We start from the raw sequence: 17,499 nt of genomic DNA, 5'->3' as shown, positions 1-17,499 counted from the left end.
AAAATTATTTATTTTCATAGAGGGTTCCTTTGTGTGACTAGATTATCGAAAATTGGATGAGCTAGTTAGCCCTGATTGAAGAGTAAAAAATTTTTTCTATAAACAACAGTGCAAGAAAATAACAGCTCAACCCTTGTCATTCTCATTCACCGTTCTCTTTCCTTCAAAAATAGTTTCAGCAATCAAATCGGCCTCCCTAAGATTCCAAGGATCTGTCCCAGGTCTTGAAGTTGCCGCTGTCAGCCAGTGGATTCCTTCTGTGGGTATACCATAACAGAATAAACCATTGACGATTTCTCCAGATTTAGATCGAATTTGATTTGTTTTATGATCAACTAAAAGGGCTCCTGTTTGATAATATTCACCAGAATCTAATTCCAATTGATGCAAACTTGCGATCTCATCTGCTAATAATTGTTGGACGACTGGATTTAAACTAAGTTGATTAGCCGTTTTAGATAATCTAGCTTCTATTAGAAAATGGGTTTTATATTTTATGTTCGGCTCTTTTCTAGAATAGCCGATGAACTGACCAGATGTCGTTGTTAACTCCATTTCTGGACCAAGCAACGTTACGATTCCCGCTTTGATTAAAGCATTTAGTTCGGATGTACGCTCTAAAGGCGGACCAATTGATAAAAAAGAATTTAATGGTGTAAACCAATCCCACAACCATTTTTTGGTCTCATCATCTGAAAATAGATGATGATCTAGCATAAAACGTACCTCATCTCGTAAATCTTTTAAGCTATCCAATGCTGCTGCAAAAGGTCCTGAAATCGTCCCTCTTTTTGCCTGTTCTAAATCCCAGTTTAAATAAGCTACAGTAAATTCCTGAAAAGAGTCTTGCTTACTTATTGTTTGATCTGGGTGTTGAATAACAGACCAGTCCCAAAAATCTTTTTCATGGATACTATATTTTTTTAAAACGGACAGATCTCCTCTGCTTCGAATAAAGTCCTCAGTAAATCGAGTGCTATTTACATCAAGGTAATCTGTTTTGATTAGTGCAGAATAATAAACAAACTCTACTTCTTTCTTTAGAAGCTCAAAAAACTGTTCAGCTGGAAACTTCCCTTTTCTTTTAAACTTATTTAAGCTCTTTTCCTTTAGAAACCGTGGTTGGTACTCTTCACCGTAACCTTTTTGGTTAACACCTCTAGCATGATAAGGAATTCCACGACTAGAACCTGCAATGATTTTAGGTTCTTTTCCTGATGGCTGATAAACCAATGTTCCATTTATCTCTTCAAAAGTTCCACCACGACCACTCGTCAGCAATGTCAGATAATCATAAAAAACCAAGCCTAAACCTCTTATCAACACAGTTGTGTCTTCAGTGATTGCCTCAAGATATGCATCAGCTGCATTTTTAGGAGAACAGTAAAATAAGCGATGCTCCCTAGCATAAGCGGCTAACTCTTTCTCACGACCGACCAGTTCATTTTCTTGATGACCCAAAGCTAAAACAACCGTGTCAACCGTTGTTTCAACTGCTTTAGTATAGACCAGAAACTTATTATTTGATATTTTCGCAGCTCGAACGGTATCTTTAAAAAACTTTACAGATGTCTGTTCTGTCATTCGAGTTTGAACATATTCATAGAACCATTTTTGATATATCCCATAAAACACTCTTGAGCAGTGGTCATTGGGTCCTAACGTTTCACATTCTTCCAGTAGTTTTACTTTATTGTCTATATTATTTTTTTTGATAAAAACAGGTCCCTCAATTTGAGCCCACTCATATAAATTAGGTCCTTTAGCTACAGGACCTTTGGTACTCAGGGTTTCATCTGTAAATAATGTGACTTGGGAAGCGACCGAATTCATCAACAAAGATAGCGGCTGATCTTCTCGCCAGACTTTTCCACCTGGACCATATGGATCAAACATTGTAATTTGGATGACTTGCTCTTCTCTTGACCACTCAACAATTCGTTCCAAAATTGAAAGTCCTCTGGGACCCCCGCCAATGATTGCAATTTTCATTTCACTTCCTCCTTTCAAACTAGTTTAGTTCAAAACTTTGCTTGATTCATTTTTTCTAAGATTTCTTTTAAAACGACTGCATTATTATTTTTTTCATCTTTTGCACTATAAATTAGTGTCAGTGTTGGTTGTTCTTTCATGAGTTTTACTAATTCTTGAAGCGATTTCTGTCCGTCTGCTGACCTGAGTTCAGCGATATATTTTTCTTTAAATTCAGCAAATTTAGTGGGATCATGACCAAACCATTTTCTAAGTTCATTACTTGGTGCGATAGTTTTTAGCCATACATCCAAGTGTTCTTTTTCCTTTGACATTCCTCTAGGCCACAGTCTATCGACTAGTATACGATAACCATCAGTAGGACTGGTTTCTTCATACGCTCTTTTAATTTGAATCATATGCAACACCTCATCCTTATTTTACCGTAATGAATAAAAAAAGAAACAATTTACTATTTTTCTTTAGAAGAAAAAAACACAGAGAAGCAAACGTTGTCCATCTCTTGAACACTCGTTTATTTCTCTGTACTTTATTGATTAAGCATTTTTCTTTTTCGTTTTACCAGTCCAGCCTTCATAACCGCCTTTTAAAATATAAAGATCTTTATAACCATTTTTACGTAATTGATTTGCTGTACGAATACTTAATGATTTTTTTTGATCATAAATATAAACAGGCTGATCTTTTCGAATGGAATTCAACGTTGTTTTAATCGTTGTATAAGGCATACTGCGTGCACCAAGAATATGACCAGCATCAAATGAGTCTTTCTCACGGACATCAATAATTTGTGCTTTTCTCATGCCCTCTTTAAACTCTTCTTCAGTGATTGTTTTGGCAGATCGTTTTGCCATGATTCTAAGATATAATTCATTGATTCCCATTGCTAGTAAAATCGTTAATAAAACTCCGTTGATAATCCATAAAACGTTCATTCCAAAATCCCTTTCTTACTCTTTCTCCATAAATTGTAACGCAAGTGAAGCAGCTCCAATAACGCCCGCTTCATTTCCTAATTGAGCAAGTTTAACTTGCGTGCTGTTACGAACTTCTGGGAAAGTAAATTCTTCAAAATATGTTTGAACACGGCTACGTAAAAATTCACCCGCCGCAGAAACACCACCGCCAATGACCACACTAGACGGATTCAAAGTATTCCCTACATTACCAATTGCAAGACCTAAGAAATAACACACACGATCAACCACCATCAAAGCAAATGGATCATCAGCTTGCGCATATTCAAAGACATCTTTACTTGAAACATCTTGACCATCATCAATGGCTTGTTTTAACTGAGAATCACCTGCATATTCTTCCGACATATGCCGAGCAACCCGAACCACCCCTGTAGCACTAGAAACAGTTTCTAGACAACCTCGTTTACCACACGTACATTCAAATCCTCCTGGATCAACCGTTACATGACCAATTTCACCAGCACAGCCGTTAACACCATGTAATAAATTGCCTTCTGCAATAATGCCACCGCCAACACCTGTCCCAAGTGTGATAAAAACAACATCAGGATTGTTTTCGCCAGCACCTTTCCAACGTTCACCTAAAGCGGCCACATTAGCATCATTATCTAAAATAAAAGGAATTCCAGTTGCTTCCTCAATTTGATTTTTTACATTTTGTTTTTTTGTCCAATTAAGATTGTAAGCACCAACTACTGTGCCTTTCTTAATATCTACACTACCTGGCGTGCCCATACCGATTCCGATAAAATCCTCATGCTTCATCTCATAAAGAGAGATTCGATGATTGATTGATTCAATAATATCCGGCACAATATGACGACCTTCATCCAGAATATTCGTTTCAATACTCCACTTTTGCTGAACATCTCCATCAGCTGTTAAAATCGCAAACTTAATCGTTGTTCCGCCTAAATCAATCCCAATCAATTTCTTATCCATTTACTCGGTTCCTTTCTCAGTCGCTCTGCTTTCTTCAATTCGATGTTCTCTTTGTAAAATACTTCTCGCATGGAGATACGTGTCTCTATCGATCAAGTGACCTTCATAAATATTTTTCAATTCGATCATCATCAACTCGATATCATAAATTCTGGCACCTACATAAATGTAAATACCGAACTGTTTAAATAACTGCTGTACATCATATAGCGTTTCCATTAAATGCACTTCCTTATTATACAAGTAAACCGAATTTTTTAAAACCCAAGAGTAGACAAACGCCTAATAAAAATACAAAAAGGATACCAGATATGATTCGTTCATGGATATTGAACTCGTCAGAACGATCTGGTACAGCTAAAGCAGATGCTACTAAAAGCCCACCGATCAAGCCGCCAATATGTCCCATAATATCTACAGAACTACTAAATAAATTAAAAATCAAGTTGATTCCAATAAACGTCGCATAACGTTGAACCATAAATGAAATGGCTGGATTATTTCTAAAATGACGACCTAAGATAACAAAAGCACCAAATAATCCAAACAAGGCCGTACTAGCACCCGCTGAAATACTATTGGGTGAGCCAAAGGTAAAGCTCACAATATTTCCAGCAACACCACTCAATAAATAAATCAAGAGATAGCGCCAATGACCATAAATACTTTCTACCTGAGAACCCACATAATACAGTGTCACCATATTTACAACAAAATGCAACCAACCGATATGTAAAAACATCGGAGTAAAAAAGCGCCAATATTCATGTAAATAAAGAATCTCGCCTCGCGACATCGCACCCCAGTTAACCAAAACCTGTCCGTTTTCTGATCCACCTGTCAGTTCCATCCCTAGAAAAACAATCGTTGTAATTCCAAGTAAGGCATAGGTCACTAGCGGCTGCTTCAATATTCTTTTTATCTTCATTTGTGTTTGATAATTCATGTGTTCCTCCTAGCTGATAAATAATCGTTTTACAGGCAAATCAAAAGGCTCTACTTGCCAGTTTTCTTGAATCTGTTCACTGAATACCAAACTACATGTTTCTCCTTGATATTGTTTTAGAAAACGATCATAAAATCCTCCGCCAAAACCAATCCGAAATCCCTCATGCGTAAAAACGATCCCTGGTACAACGACTAAATCGATTGTTTCAACAGAAACTTCAGATGCATCTTTCGGTTCTTCTACACCAAATGCAGTTCTTTCAAAAATGGTTTCAGGAGTGATCCTATGAAATGTCAACACTCGATTCTTGCCAGTGATCGGCATCAACAGTTGTTTTCCTTCTTGCCACCCTCTACTAAGTAAAATATGCGTATCAAATTCAAAATCAAGTGATTTAGTGATCGCAATCGTTTCTGCATTTTCCCAACATGGATCATGAAACAGTGTTTGGCTGATTTCTTGTTCTTTTTGCACTTTTAGTTCTGGATGTTCTTGAAGCCATTTTAAGTTTGCCAACCCTAGTTTTCTTAGCTGTGTTTTTTCCACAACCAGCCCTCCTTTATCAGAAAAATTCAGCACAATAAATTACTTTATTTTTTACTCCTTGATCTTTTTAACCTTACTCTGTAGTTTATAGAAAAAACCTTTAAATAGCAACTAGATTTCTAGTCTTTTGGTTCATGATGTAGTCTTTTTTCCAACCAATTGCCAATCGCTTTATAAACCTCATTTTTTTCTTCTTCCAGCAAAATTTCATGACGCAAATCGGTAAACAAAACAAGTGATACATCTCTGATTCCTGCCTCATCAAGTTCTTTTGCAACTTTTCTAGGACCTTTACCAAAATCTCCTACTGGATCTTGTTCACCACTAATGACCAAAATCGGTAAGTCTCGATCAATATTCTGCGCCCAACCATTACGATTTGCTCCATCCACTAAACGGAACAACGTATAAAAACCATTATTCGTAAACGTAAAACCTGTTAATGGATCGTCTTCATAACGTCTTACATTTTCTTGATTTTTACTTAACCAATTAAAGCTTCCCGCTTCTGGAAATTGTTTACTAAAAGAGCCAAAAGCCATATGATCCAACCATTTATTTTGTTTTTCGGGAGCGGTAAGATTTAATCCTTTCGTTAGAGAAAGAGCTAGTGATAACATCGAAGCATTTTTACCAGTTCCCATAAAAATAGCACCGCTAATCTCAGATTTATACAATTGTAAATAATTGCGCAAAGCAAATGAACCCATACTATGCCCCAACATAAAATGTGGCAAGCCTGAATAAGTATGTTCGATCCACTCTTTGACCTGATGAATATCTTCCAGCACAAAAGTCACCGGCTCTCCCTGACCAAAATACCCATGTTTTGGTTGATCGCTCGCTACAGATTCGCCATGCCCTAAATGATCATGACCAACTACAATAAAGCCTAGACTAGTTAAGTACTTAGCAAAATCATGATAACGCTCAATATACTCTGCCATTCCATGGATGATTTGAACCGTTCCGATTGCCTCTTTCTCTGGTTCCCAGCAGATAAAATGACTTGTAGTTGTCTGATCGGATGACAAAAAAGTATTATGTTTCATATTCTTCCCTCTTCTCAATTGATAGTATTTATTATAAAGTATTCTTAGTAAATGAAATAGTCTAATGTGCATTTTCTTTTAAGATTATTTCTTATTTAAACGGAGGAAGAATAAAGATGAAAATTCAACTCATTGGCGCCTCTGGTACTGGAAAAAGTACCTTAGGAAATTATATTGCTGAAAAAGAGCAGATTAAGTGGATCGATACGGATGACTATCTTTGGAAAGATGAAAATTTTTCTGAGAATTATCCAGTCCAGCAGCGCTTAAAAATGTACCATGATGATCGTGAAACATTCGAGCGCTTTATCGTTTCAGGCTCAGTATTTTCTTGGAATCCTACTGGTTTTACGGATCGAGACCTTTTAGTTTTTCTCACGTTAGATGACGAGCAACGATTCCAGCGTTTAATAAAAAGAGAAATAGCTAGAGGTGGTATTGACTCACTCTGGTTAGATGAACAAGGATACCAAACCAATGACTTTTTAGAGTGGTGCAAAACATATTATACCGCTCAAACGCCTTCTGATATTGGGACATTTGCTGAGCATAATTATCAAATCGTCCATTCCAAAAGTCCAGTTTTAAAACTCGATAGCAGTCAACCACTAGAAATTTTATATCAGTCAATCAAGCATATCATAGAAAAGAACCCTTTATGACGCTTAAAACATGTCAAAAAGGGTTCTTTTTTTATTCCTGTGTTTGCAAAGTAATGACTGGATTCACTGACTGATCGATTACAATTTCTTCGGTCCCATAGCGTTCGCCTAAAACATACTTAGCCATATGGATCGTCCGATCACTCATGCGTTCTAAATTCGAGGCTATGTCAATAAATAAAACTCCATCAGCCGCTCGACCTTTACCACTATTCATGATGGAAATATATTTTTTGCGAAGCATTTTGACCATATGATCGATCTGCTCTTCCCGACTTATCATATGAGCGGCCATTTCTTTGTCATCATTTTCAAAAACAACTAAAGAATCACGAATATTTTTCAACACTTTTTCAAACAAATCTACTACATCTTCATCATATAAAATCAGTGTGTCTCGGTCAGAAGCTTTACCCGCCTTTTTCTCTTTCGCTTTTTGTTTCTTTTCAAGATGAATTGCTTCATTGAGGTTTTGTATAATATTACGGCAATGATCACCAATTCGTTCTAAATCTTTGGTTAGCTCTAACATCATCGTTTGTTCATGGCTTTCAGAAATCGTGAGTTCTGTTGCCGAAAGTTGCACTAAGTATTCAGTCAAGCGATTATCTGTATCATTGATTGCAGTCTCATATTGGCTCGCATTTTCCTTATCAATGTTGTCTTGTTTCTCATAATACGATTTCGTCGCTTCAAAAGCACCTAGAACATATTCACCCATTTGAGATAATTCGATTTTCGCTTGATTCAAAGCTAATGTAGCTGAATTGTGAATAATCGATTCATTTAAATTAGATGGTTTAAAGTCAATACTCTTATCTTTGCCAGGGATAATTTTCCGTACAAGCCATTCAATCTTGCCAATAAACCAAAACTGAATCAATAAATTTGAAATATTGAATAAACCATGCGCAACGGCAATCTGCATTGCGGGTTTTAAATCTAACAAGTTGGAAATACGAACAACGACCGCTGTAAATGGCGTCAACAACGTTGTAAAAATAATTGCACCTACTAGATTAAAAATCACGTGAGAAGCTGCTGTTCGCTTAGCTGCGACGCTGACACCTAATGCTGCAATCACAGCAGTAATTGTTGTGCCGATGTTGTCTCCAAACAAAATTGGCAATACAGCACCAATTGCTAAACTTCCCTGACTATACAATTGCTGTAAAATTCCGATTGTTGCACTAGAACTTTGCAAGACCATCGTGAGCAAGGTTCCGATCCCTACGCCTAGAATAGGATGATGAGAAACATCTACCATTAAATCCGCAAATTGAGGCAACGTGCTCAAAGGCGCCATTCCTTCACCCATTAATTTTAAACCATAAAATAAGCAACCAAAACCAAACAAAATTTGCCCCACATTATTGACTCGTTCTCTTTTTGAAAAGAACAGTAAAATCGATCCAACACCAATGATCGGCAATGAATACGAACTTAAATTAAACCCAATAATAAAAGCTGTAACAGTTGTCCCGACATTTGCTCCCATAATCACACCGATTGCTTGACGCAATGACATAAATCCGACACTGACCAGCCCGACAGTTAAAACAGTCGTACCAGAACTACTTTGAATAATCGCCGTGACAACTAATCCTGCTAAAACAGATCTTAAAGGTGTAGATGTAAAGGTATTCAAAATCTCCCGTAAGGAATCCCCTGCAGATTTCTGTAAACCATCCCCCATATACTTCATACCAAATAGAAAAATCCCTAATCCTCCGAGAAACGGAAACAATATTTCTTGATAGGACACACTTGTTCCTCCTTTATTTTGAAAGTTGAGTGAGCCGTTTAGCATCGATGAAAAATAGGAAAACAGCACTGTGACGTTTTTTTGTTCCATTTATGTTTTATCTTTTTTCCATCATACTAATTCATTTCACCCAATGTTTGAAAAATAAACTCAATCTAAGAGTACAGAAAAACAAGCCTCTTGTAAATAAATTATTGTCTTTTTCATCATAAATTTAATTCTGCCTGAATCACTTGGTTAGCGAATAAAAAATGTGATTGGGCCATAACTCTTCGAGTCATACCCCAATCACATGGAATCCAGATAAACGGTGGAAACAGGAGCAATCCCTTCGGAAATAAGCTTCTGTCCCAACCTATGAATAAACATATCAAAATTAAACCATCATCATGTAAACACCAGAAGCAACCACTGCTCCAATCACAGGTCCCACGATTGGAACCCAAGAGTAACTCCAATCAGAATCCCCTTTTGTTGAAATCGGTAATAATTGATGGGCTAAACGAGGACCAAAATCACGCGCTGGATTGATTGCATACCCTGTAGGTCCACCTAAAGACAAACCAATCGATAAAATCAAAGCCCCAACAACTAATGGATTTAAACCATCTGTAAAACTGTGTTGTGAGAATGAAAGTAATCCTAAAACTAAAACGAATGTACCGATCACTTCTGTAACCATATTTGCTGGATAATTACGAATTGCAGGACCTGTAGCAAAGGTTCCTAAAATCGCACCTTGGTCTTCTGTTGCTTGCCAGTGAGGTAAATAAGCCAACCACACTAAAACTGCCCCAACAATTGCTCCAAGAACTTGCGCTACAACAAACGGTACAACTAAACTCCATTCAAAACTTCCCGTCATAGCCATTGCGATCGTCACCGCTGGGTTCAAATGGGCCGGTCCCATATAACCTGCAACATAAACGGCGATTGTCACCGCCATCGCCCAGCCAAATGCAATCACGATCCAACCAGAGGCTTCGGCTTTACTTTTCTTTAAATTAACTGCCGCACATACGCCATCACCTAAAAGAATCAAAATCATCGTGCCTAAAAACTCACTGAAAATCTGTGTCATATTTGAAGTATCCATTTTACTTCTTCCCTTCTTTCAATGTACTCAAGTCAGATTCTGCAATCAATTGATTTAACTCATTTGTATAGTGTTCTTCTTGTTCTTTAGACCAATGATAATAACGACTCATTTCCGAAATTACCCCTTGTTTGACTTCATCTAACGTATCTCTCATAAAGAGCAAGTGATTCGTTCTACGCACAAGATAATCAGCAGGCGTTAGGGCCATTTCATTTTCTAAAGCATAGTGTAGCGCTAAGGTTTCAGCTAAACTTAAACCTGTGACCATTTCAGTTGTAGAAATTTTTTCAAAAAGTTCTGTTACATTTGAACCATAAAGATGAGCAAGATACTCCCCTTCTTCTTGGCTCAATCCTTTTTCCACACCTAATGCGGCCAAATCATTTAATTCATTTTCCACATTTGTTGCATCAAGATTTCCCCCTGAAACAGGATACGTTTTTGAATCGATCAACTCAAACGCACAATTAAATTCTTCTTTCAAAATACGTTGAATTTCTTTCAAAGCACCTTCTGCCATCTTGCGATAATCTGTGATTTTCCCACCTGACAAAGTCAACAATCCGTCATCTGAGCGTTCTAGCAAACTACCGCGGGAAACCGCTGAAGGATTTTCTTTGCTTTCGGCTAATGAATCTTCTAAGTGATTCAAGACATTTTCCACATCAAAACGCGTTGCTTGCTGATTTTTATATTTCTCAACAACCTCGATAACTTGATCGAAACTTTCATCAGAGACTTTTCCATTATTCCCACCGTTGTAGTCCGATCCGCCATTTTCTGAAATCAATGGTCTAAGACCAGCCCAACTAGCTTCAATATCATCGATCGTTACGTTGGCTTTAGGATAATGACTGTTGACGATTTCCAGTAAATAATCGACATCATCTTGGGTAACAGTAGGATGTTCGTAATCCCCAGTATAATCTGTATCTGTCGTACCAAAATAGGTTTTCTTCTCTCTAGGAACCACGAAAACCATCCGTCCATCATGCTTTCCAGTATCAAAATAAGTTGGTTGAGGTACGTATAATTTGCTACTGTCCACAACAAGATGAACTCCTTTTGTCGGACGCATTTGTGGCACTAAATTTTCTTTCGTATCCAACCCTCGAACTTTATCTGACCAAGGGCCTGTTGTATTGATAATGACTTTTGCTTTGATTTCAAATTGTTCACCTGTCAGCAAATCTTCTGCTTTTACGCCAATGATTTTGCCTTGATCATTTTGGATGAACCCAACGGCTTTGACTTTACTGACCATCAGTCCGCCATCGGATGCGGCACGTTTGATATTTTCAATCACCAGACGAGCGTCGTTATTTCTAAAATCAAGATAAACACCGCCGCCTTGTAGACCTTCACTTTTTAACTGAGGTTCTCTTTCTAGTACTTCTTCTTTTGTTAAGGTATAATTTTCGTATTTAGTTCCAATCACATTTGCCAAACGATCATAAAGATCCATCGCCACTTTGACCGAAAACATATTAAACGTCGCTTTTGGATCATCATAAATCGGTAAAAGCATTGGGTCTGGCTTTGGAATATGAGGTGCAATGGCTTGAACAACTGCGCGCTCTTGGACTGTATCTGCAACAACTTCTACATCAAAATTTTTCAAATAGCGAATGCCACCGTGAACTAATTTAGTGGAACGAGAAGAAGTTCCTTCTGCAAAGTCCTGCATTTCGATCAACCCTGTATTCATTCCAGCAGCACTTGCTTGTAAGGCAACACCAGCTCCTGTAATACCGCCACCAATGATCAATAAATCTAATTCTTCAGACTTCATCTTTTCAATCGATGCTTGTCTTGTTTTAATTGAAAATGACATACCATTCACTTCTTCCTTTATTTTGATTTATGTTTGAACATTTGTGTGGCAGCGACAGCTTGTTGCCACCCTTCATATAAATCATCTCGTTCTTCATCAGACATTTTGGCTTCAAACACTTGTCCATCTTCATAAAATTCTTTTAATTCATCTAAATCTTTCCAAAAGCCGACTGCTAACCCTGCTAAAAAGGCTGCACCTAAGGCTGTTGTTTCCAAGTTTTGTGCTTTTTGAACAGAAGTATTCAAAATGTCAGCCTGAAATTGCATCAATAAGTCATTATTAGCTGCTCCGCCATCCACTTTTAAGATAGGGATATTGATTCCTGTATCTTTTTGCATCGTATCAATGATATCTCGCACTTGATAAGCGACCGATTGCAATGTTGCTTTTACAAAGTCTTCTCTTGTTGTTCCTCTTGTTAAACCAAATACAGCACCTCTTGCATCAGAATCCCAATAGGGTGCACCAAGACCTGTGAAAGCAGGGACAACATAAACTTCGTTTTTATTGTGAGATTCATTTGCTACAGCTTCTGATTCTGCTGCAGTTTGAATCATCTTCAATCCATCACGTAACCATTGAATTGCTGACCCTGCTACAAAAATGCTACCCTCTAAGGCATAATACACTTTGCCATTAATTCCATAACCTACTGTAGTTAGTAAATTATTATTAGAGAGTTGTGGTTTTTCACCTGTATTCATCACGATAAAGGATCCTGTACCATACGTATTTTTGACCATTCCAGGTTCAAATGCCATTTGACCAAACAATGCAGCTTGTTGGTCTCCTGCCATACCCGAAATAGGAATTTCACTGCCATAGAAATGATAATTTTTCGTCAATCCATACACTTCTGAATTCGATGTCGCTTTCGGAAGCATTACGCGTGGAATATTCAGAATATCTAAAATATCTTGATCCCAATCTAAATCATGAATATTGAATAACATCGTACGGCTTGCATTGGAATAATCCGTCACATGAGTTTCGCCACCTGTTAATTTCCAAACTAACCAAGAATCGATCGTTCCAAATAATAGCTCTCCTTTTTCAGCACGCTCTTGCGCCCCTTCAACATGATCTAAGATCCAACGAATTTTTGTTGCCGAAAAATAAGCGTCTACGATCAAACCTGTTTTTTCATGGATCATGTCACCATGTCCATCTTCTTTTAATTGATCTGCAATCGGTGAAGACTGACGAGATTGCCAAACGATTGCATTATATATCGGCAAACCTGTTAGCTTGTCCCAAACAACAGTTGTTTCACGTTGATTGGTAATACCAATTCCAGCGATATCAGAAGGTTTGACACCTGACTCGATCAAAGCACCTGCGATAACTGACTGAACAGAATTCCAAATTTCATTTGCATTATGCTCTACCCAACCAGCATTAGGAAAAATTTGTGTAAATTCTTTTTGAGAACTACCAATATTGTTGCCTTTTTTATCAAAAATAATTGCTCTAGAACTTGTTGTTCCTTGGTCGATCGCCATGATATACTTTTGTTCTGTCATTGTTGTTTCCTCCTTATTTTAAAAGCGTAACGGGCTTTTGTAGCTAGATAACACATCGTAACAGCACCTCTATTTGAAAACGCTTTATATTTCATGTATTTATAATAATCGCAAATCGTTTTATAAAAACGTCATCTTTTTTTTTATTTCAAAAATAATTGAAAGTTTTTGACAGTATCCTTATTTTAACTACAAAAAACCTCAAAACAAACAAGCTAATTCTTTTTGTTTTAAGGTTTTTCACTCTTTTTATTTTTTATTATGCAGTTCACGAATCTTTATTCTAATTTGATTGATATCATAACTCGAACCTAATTCCGATAAAACATAAACCTCTTTTACAGAGCGATAAACGTTCGGCTTCATAACATTTGTGATCATCAAATCATACGCTTTCTTTGAATCATACGTTTCGATCGTTAAACCATTCAAATTTTTCAAACTCAAAACTAATACTTGCGTCATGACTTCTTTGTACAAATGATCCATTTTCAAATCAATTCCAATACGGGTTTCACCAACGATTTCAAAATCAATGATTGCTAGTACACTAAGGTATTTTACCAATGACCATTCGTGTAAGCTATTCCCCTTTTCATAGCATTGATCAAAACACTCTAAACTTTTATCTAGCAGAATACGAGAAAAATCTGCTAATTGATGACTAGAAAGATTCTGTTCCTTTTGCCAAATATTCTCACGATCAAACAATTCTAGCTCACCTTTGAAAAAATAGAGGCGACTATGAATTTGAGAAAAATAATAGAAGATTTTTTTCTCTAGTTCAGGGAAAAATTTTTGTGGACGATAATACAAAATCACATGCTCTAACACAAATGTATCTGCCAACGATGTCGGCGTACGCCTTCCTCGAATCAAACTATAATCTGCGAAATCTGACTCTGCTAAAACAGACATACTTGTTAAAAAGATAAAATGTAGTAAGCTCTCCTCTTCATCGATTTCAAGCGGATAGCGACTAAAAAAACGCAAAACAAAAGAGCGCAATGTTTTAAAAAAAGGATCTTGTTCGTATACTTGACTCTTCTTGTACAATTCCTGAAATTGTTTTGCTTGTACTACGATTCTTTTCTTACTGATGGTCAGCCATAAACTGATTTTTAATCTTCCGTGCTCTTCAAAAGAAAGTGACAAAGCTTTTTCCAGACCTTCAATAATTCTAGAATTTTGAACGGTCAATGTTTTTTCCCGATGCACTTCATATGGCGTCAAAAACCAATAAATTTGAAAATAAAAATAACGAATTTGTAATTCTTCCCCTTTTAATTGACCATTTCGTATTTTAAGATCAAATTCTTTCAACAATAGATTCAGCTCTTTGATTTTTCGAAATAATGAAGACTCGCTGATCATAAATTTTGTTGTCAACTGAGCAATCGTAAATTCCCGATAATGAAATAAATAATCAATTAGCTGAAATTTGATTGATGCTCGAACATAGTCATCTACAATTTTACTAATCGAAAACTGATCCGACATGTGAATTACCACCCATTGTCCATCGTAAAACAAGGAACAGTCTTTTTCATAAGGTTTCAAGTAATAACCTAATTCCTTTAAATCACTTTCAAAAGAAGCTTTTGACACGCCCAAATAATCTAGCAATTCTGCATCCTTGATTTTACCGCCAGCCAAAATCACTTTTTTTAAAATGCCAATTTCTCTTGCTTCTTTTCTATCTAATAATGCTTCAATTTTCATCAGCTTCACTCCACAAGCCTGCAAAACCTAACTGGTTCGTGATATCGATCCTGTTGGAATAATAAGGATGATACAAAAAATCTTTCTGATAAAACACTTCTAGCGTTTGACCCATTTGAATTCCAAGTGCTAATGTATTGATTTTTTCCAAGATGTTCGCTTTTGAAACTAATTGTGCTCCTAAAATTTTATGCGTATCCTTTTCAAAAATAATCTTGCCCCAGATTGTCTCACTACCAGAAAATAACGAACTCTTTTGTTGAACATGAGTCACAGAAATTGGCTTAGCATAAAATAATCCTTCTGCTTCGGTCAATCCTGTACTTGCTATATAATAATCCACAAGTTTTGTGCCGATCGTACGAATCGAGCCCACAAACGGCGTGGTAGGCGCTACAAGATTTTGAGCTACTACTAATCCTTGTCCTAACTGCATTATTCACTAGTGGGATATAAAATGATTCATTTGACAAACTATAAGGTACCTGAATGCAATCTCCAATCGCGAAAATATCTGCCTGAGAAGTTTGTAAATACTCATTTACCATAATGGTTTGATCCGTATGGGTTTGAATATGTTCGTCTAAATACTGTATATCTGGCCGAACATTCATTGCAAAAACAGCACTGTCACACATTAACTCAGACTTCTTTGTTTCAATCAAAAGACCATCATCTGTATCTGTGATTTTTTCCACCGTTTCATCAAAATGAAACACAACCCCTCGAGTGATCATTTCAGCTTGAACCCGCTGAATCATTTCTTCATCAAAATACTTAAATAACAAATAATCCATACGCTCAAAGAGATGTACTTCTTTGCCTTTTTTTAGCAATGCATCTGCTGCTTCCCCACCGATTTGACCACCACCGATCAGGGCTACTTTATCACTTTTTTCCAAGTGTTCGATAGCTTGCCGTACCCCTGGTAAAAACTTATATTTTAAAACTTTCTCCGAATCACTCCCAATAATGTTCTTAGACCATTGACTTGACCCCGTCGCTAAAATCAATTTGTCGAACGACATAAAAAACGCAACTGATTCTTTTTCATATGTGATAATATGTTGTTTGGAATCCATACTGACTACTCTGACGTTCAATAGCAATGAAATCTTATTGGCTACTAGCTCTTTTTCCGAAATGAACTGAGCTGTTTCAATTGGAGCAATCGTTTCATTCAAATAAAGATTGATGCCTCCAGGCAAATAACCGATCGTTTGCTGCTTATCCAGTAGATGAATATCAGCTTCTGGATGTTTTTTTCTAATCGCTAAAGCCGCTGACACTCCAGCAAATGAAGCGCCTATGATTACAACCTTCACAGTAAAACCTTCCTTCTAAATAAACCGTTTTCCTAAAGAATAGCACAAGCTCGAAGTTCACGCATAGAAATACCCTTTTTATACTAAAAAAGACCCATCAGCTCCCTACATAAGAGCTGACAGATCAATGACAATTTAATTATCTTTCATAAAATTCTTAATAGCTTCTGCATTCTGTTGCTCATCGATTTCAATCACGCTGCCAGATTCTGTATAGTCATTGAAATTCCAAGAGCCTTGTACTGGAACTGATAACGATTTTAAAGGATTTACCTTTCCAGACAAAAAGTCCTTCGCTAAATCGATTAACAAGCTTGTTGGAACATTTGTATCGATTTTCCCGACCATTTTTCCTGCAACTTGGGGTAGTTCCCAAATTGGAATCAAATCTTTAGATTGAGCGACTAAGGCATCCATCACTTGTTGCTGACGTCTGATTCGCCCAAAATCGCCTTCTTCATCCATTCTAAAACGTGCATACTGCAGCAAGCTATTGCCGTGCAACGTTTGTTTCCCTTTCAAAATATCCACACCATCTAAATTGATATCTTTTTCGGAGTCGATCGTCACTCCTTTGGGATAAAGTTCATCAATTATATCACTAAACTCTTTAAAATCCATGACCACATAATAATTGATTGGTAAATCAAAATTTGTCTTCAGCACATCTTTGGTCATTTGTGCTCCACCATATGCATAAGCTGCATTGATTTTGTCTTGTCCGCCATCTGGAAAAGTAACGTAACTATCTCTCATAATCGAAATCAATTTAGGTTGTTTCGTTTTTCCATCATAATGAGCGACCATCAACGTATCTGAACGTCCCTGATCTTCATCATCATCTCTAGAGTCATTCCCCACGATCATTACAGTCAATTCTTTATCACTTGTCTGTTCATCACCAGTAAAACCTTTATTTTTATTTGAGAGCTTCGATTCACTTTTTTCCTTTGCTGTTTGGAATGAAATTGCTGCATAACAGCCTGCGCTCACTACTACAAGTAGGATTGATAATAAGGCAATTGTCATTATTTTTAAAGATTTTTTCATTGGTTATTCCTTTCTGCTACTTAAATGGTTTCTCGTGTAAAAGAAAAATCCTTCA

The 17,499-nt window shown here is 36.9% G+C and carries 17 protein-coding genes; 1 reads left to right on the top strand and 16 read right to left on the bottom strand.

What is annotated here, in order from left to right:
- Positions 1-126: 126 nt before the first annotated feature.
- The 8 genes from I580_RS00315 to I580_RS00280 form a co-directional block, all read right to left on the bottom strand.
- The gene (locus I580_RS00315) at positions 127-1,992 is read right to left on the bottom strand and encodes an FAD/NAD(P)-binding protein (protein ID WP_010773319.1); all 1,866 of its coding nucleotides are present in this window, start codon (positions 1,990-1,992) and stop codon (positions 127-129) included.
- Positions 1,993-2,021: 29 nt separating this feature from the next.
- Positions 2,022-2,390: a DUF488 domain-containing protein gene (locus tag I580_RS00310; protein WP_010773320.1), complete on the bottom strand. Its 369-nt coding sequence runs from the start codon at positions 2,388-2,390 to the stop codon at positions 2,022-2,024.
- 138 nt (positions 2,391-2,528) lie between these two features.
- A complete protein-coding gene (locus tag I580_RS00305) occupies positions 2,529-2,927 on the bottom strand; it encodes a rhodanese-like domain-containing protein (protein ID WP_010760502.1) in 399 nt (132 codons plus the stop codon).
- A 15-nt stretch (positions 2,928-2,942) separates the two neighbouring features.
- Positions 2,943-3,914: an ROK family glucokinase gene (locus I580_RS00300; RefSeq protein ID WP_010773321.1), complete on the bottom strand. Its 972-nt coding sequence runs from the start codon at positions 3,912-3,914 to the stop codon at positions 2,943-2,945.
- Complete coding sequence (locus I580_RS00295; protein ID WP_010773322.1) at positions 3,915-4,133, bottom strand: YqgQ family protein; 219 nt, start codon at positions 4,131-4,133, stop codon at positions 3,915-3,917.
- A gap of 16 nt (positions 4,134-4,149) precedes the next feature.
- Positions 4,150-4,860, bottom strand: a complete 711-nt coding sequence (locus I580_RS00290) for a rhomboid family intramembrane serine protease (protein WP_010773323.1) — start codon at positions 4,858-4,860, stop codon at positions 4,150-4,152.
- Positions 4,861-4,869: 9 nt separating this feature from the next.
- On the bottom strand, positions 4,870-5,409 hold the full coding sequence (locus tag I580_RS00285; RefSeq protein ID WP_010773324.1) for a 5-formyltetrahydrofolate cyclo-ligase: 540 nt from the start codon (positions 5,407-5,409) through the stop codon (positions 4,870-4,872).
- A 119-nt stretch (positions 5,410-5,528) separates the two neighbouring features.
- Entirely contained in the window at positions 5,529-6,461 is a 933-nt protein-coding gene (locus tag I580_RS00280; RefSeq protein ID WP_010773325.1) for an alpha/beta fold hydrolase, read from the bottom strand.
- 116 nt (positions 6,462-6,577) lie between these two features.
- On the opposite strand from I580_RS00280, the gene I580_RS00275 reads away from it, so the two are divergent.
- Positions 6,578-7,123, top strand: coding sequence for an AAA family ATPase (locus I580_RS00275; protein ID WP_010773326.1), 546 nt, complete (start codon positions 6,578-6,580; stop codon positions 7,121-7,123).
- A 31-nt stretch (positions 7,124-7,154) separates the two neighbouring features.
- On the opposite strand, the gene I580_RS00270 is transcribed toward I580_RS00275, so the two are convergent.
- The 8 genes from I580_RS00270 to I580_RS00240 form a co-directional block, all read right to left on the bottom strand.
- The gene (locus I580_RS00270; RefSeq protein WP_010773327.1) at positions 7,155-8,888 is read right to left on the bottom strand and encodes a Na/Pi cotransporter family protein; all 1,734 of its coding nucleotides are present in this window, start codon (positions 8,886-8,888) and stop codon (positions 7,155-7,157) included.
- A 376-nt stretch (positions 8,889-9,264) separates the two neighbouring features.
- A complete protein-coding gene (locus I580_RS00265; protein WP_010773328.1) occupies positions 9,265-9,984 on the bottom strand; it encodes an MIP/aquaporin family protein in 720 nt (239 codons plus the stop codon).
- Position 9,985: 1 nt separating this feature from the next.
- The gene (gene glpO / locus I580_RS00260; RefSeq protein ID WP_010773329.1) at positions 9,986-11,821 is read right to left on the bottom strand and encodes a type 1 glycerol-3-phosphate oxidase; all 1,836 of its coding nucleotides are present in this window, start codon (positions 11,819-11,821) and stop codon (positions 9,986-9,988) included.
- Positions 11,822-11,838: 17 nt separating this feature from the next.
- On the bottom strand, positions 11,839-13,347 hold the full coding sequence (glpK, locus tag I580_RS00255; protein WP_010773330.1) for a glycerol kinase GlpK: 1,509 nt from the start codon (positions 13,345-13,347) through the stop codon (positions 11,839-11,841).
- A 249-nt stretch (positions 13,348-13,596) separates the two neighbouring features.
- Positions 13,597-15,069 carry an AcpB/EbpR/MafR family transcriptional regulator gene (locus I580_RS00250; protein ID WP_010773331.1) on the bottom strand — a complete coding sequence of 491 codons (1,473 nt, stop codon included), beginning with the start codon at positions 15,067-15,069 and terminating at the stop codon, positions 13,597-13,599.
- Positions 15,059-15,412: a hypothetical protein gene (locus I580_RS17165; protein ID WP_245558666.1), complete on the bottom strand. Its 354-nt coding sequence runs from the start codon at positions 15,410-15,412 to the stop codon at positions 15,059-15,061. Before I580_RS17165 ends, I580_RS00250 begins: the two co-directional genes overlap by 11 nt.
- Positions 15,354-16,394, bottom strand: coding sequence for an NAD(P)/FAD-dependent oxidoreductase (locus I580_RS00245; RefSeq protein ID WP_010773332.1), 1,041 nt, complete (start codon positions 16,392-16,394; stop codon positions 15,354-15,356). Before I580_RS00245 ends, I580_RS17165 begins: the two co-directional genes overlap by 59 nt.
- Before the next feature lie 135 nt (positions 16,395-16,529).
- Positions 16,530-17,444 carry an LCP family protein gene (locus I580_RS00240; RefSeq protein WP_010773333.1) on the bottom strand — a complete coding sequence of 305 codons (915 nt, stop codon included), beginning with the start codon at positions 17,442-17,444 and terminating at the stop codon, positions 16,530-16,532.
- Between the last annotated feature and the right edge of the window lie 55 nt (positions 17,445-17,499).

Source organism: Enterococcus caccae ATCC BAA-1240 (genome assembly GCF_000407145.1).
GTDB classification, from domain to species: domain Bacteria; phylum Bacillota; class Bacilli; order Lactobacillales; family Enterococcaceae; genus Enterococcus_L; species Enterococcus_L caccae.
This window is presented reverse-complemented; position numbering and strand designations above follow the sequence as displayed.

What these genes read in the sequence shown, in the direction of transcription:
- I580_RS00315 (WP_010773319.1), bottom strand. Translation starts at nt 1,992, where the DNA reads ATGAAAATTGCAATCATTGGCGGGGGTCCCAGAGGACTTTCAATTTTG.
- I580_RS00310 (WP_010773320.1), bottom strand. Translation starts at nt 2,390, where the DNA reads ATGATTCAAATTAAAAGAGCGTATGAAGAAACCAGTCCTACTGATGGT.
- I580_RS00305 (WP_010760502.1), bottom strand. Translation starts at nt 2,927, where the DNA reads ATGAACGTTTTATGGATTATCAACGGAGTTTTATTAACGATTTTACTA.
- I580_RS00300 (WP_010773321.1), bottom strand. Translation starts at nt 3,914, where the DNA reads ATGGATAAGAAATTGATTGGGATTGATTTAGGCGGAACAACGATTAAG.
- I580_RS00295 (WP_010773322.1), bottom strand. Translation starts at nt 4,133, where the DNA reads ATGGAAACGCTATATGATGTACAGCAGTTATTTAAACAGTTCGGTATT.
- I580_RS00290 (WP_010773323.1), bottom strand. Translation starts at nt 4,860, where the DNA reads ATGAATTATCAAACACAAATGAAGATAAAAAGAATATTGAAGCAGCCG.
- I580_RS00280 (WP_010773325.1), bottom strand. Translation starts at nt 6,461, where the DNA reads ATGAAACATAATACTTTTTTGTCATCCGATCAGACAACTACAAGTCAT.
- I580_RS00275 (WP_010773326.1), top strand. Translation starts at nt 6,578, where the DNA reads ATGAAAATTCAACTCATTGGCGCCTCTGGTACTGGAAAAAGTACCTTA.
- I580_RS00265 (WP_010773328.1), bottom strand. Translation starts at nt 9,984, where the DNA reads ATGGATACTTCAAATATGACACAGATTTTCAGTGAGTTTTTAGGCACG.
- glpO (WP_010773329.1), bottom strand. Translation starts at nt 11,821, where the DNA reads ATGTCATTTTCAATTAAAACAAGACAAGCATCGATTGAAAAGATGAAG.
- glpK (WP_010773330.1), bottom strand. Translation starts at nt 13,347, where the DNA reads ATGACAGAACAAAAGTATATCATGGCGATCGACCAAGGAACAACAAGT.
- I580_RS00250 (WP_010773331.1), bottom strand. Translation starts at nt 15,069, where the DNA reads ATGAAAATTGAAGCATTATTAGATAGAAAAGAAGCAAGAGAAATTGGC.
- I580_RS00240 (WP_010773333.1), bottom strand. Translation starts at nt 17,444, where the DNA reads ATGAAAAAATCTTTAAAAATAATGACAATTGCCTTATTATCAATCCTA.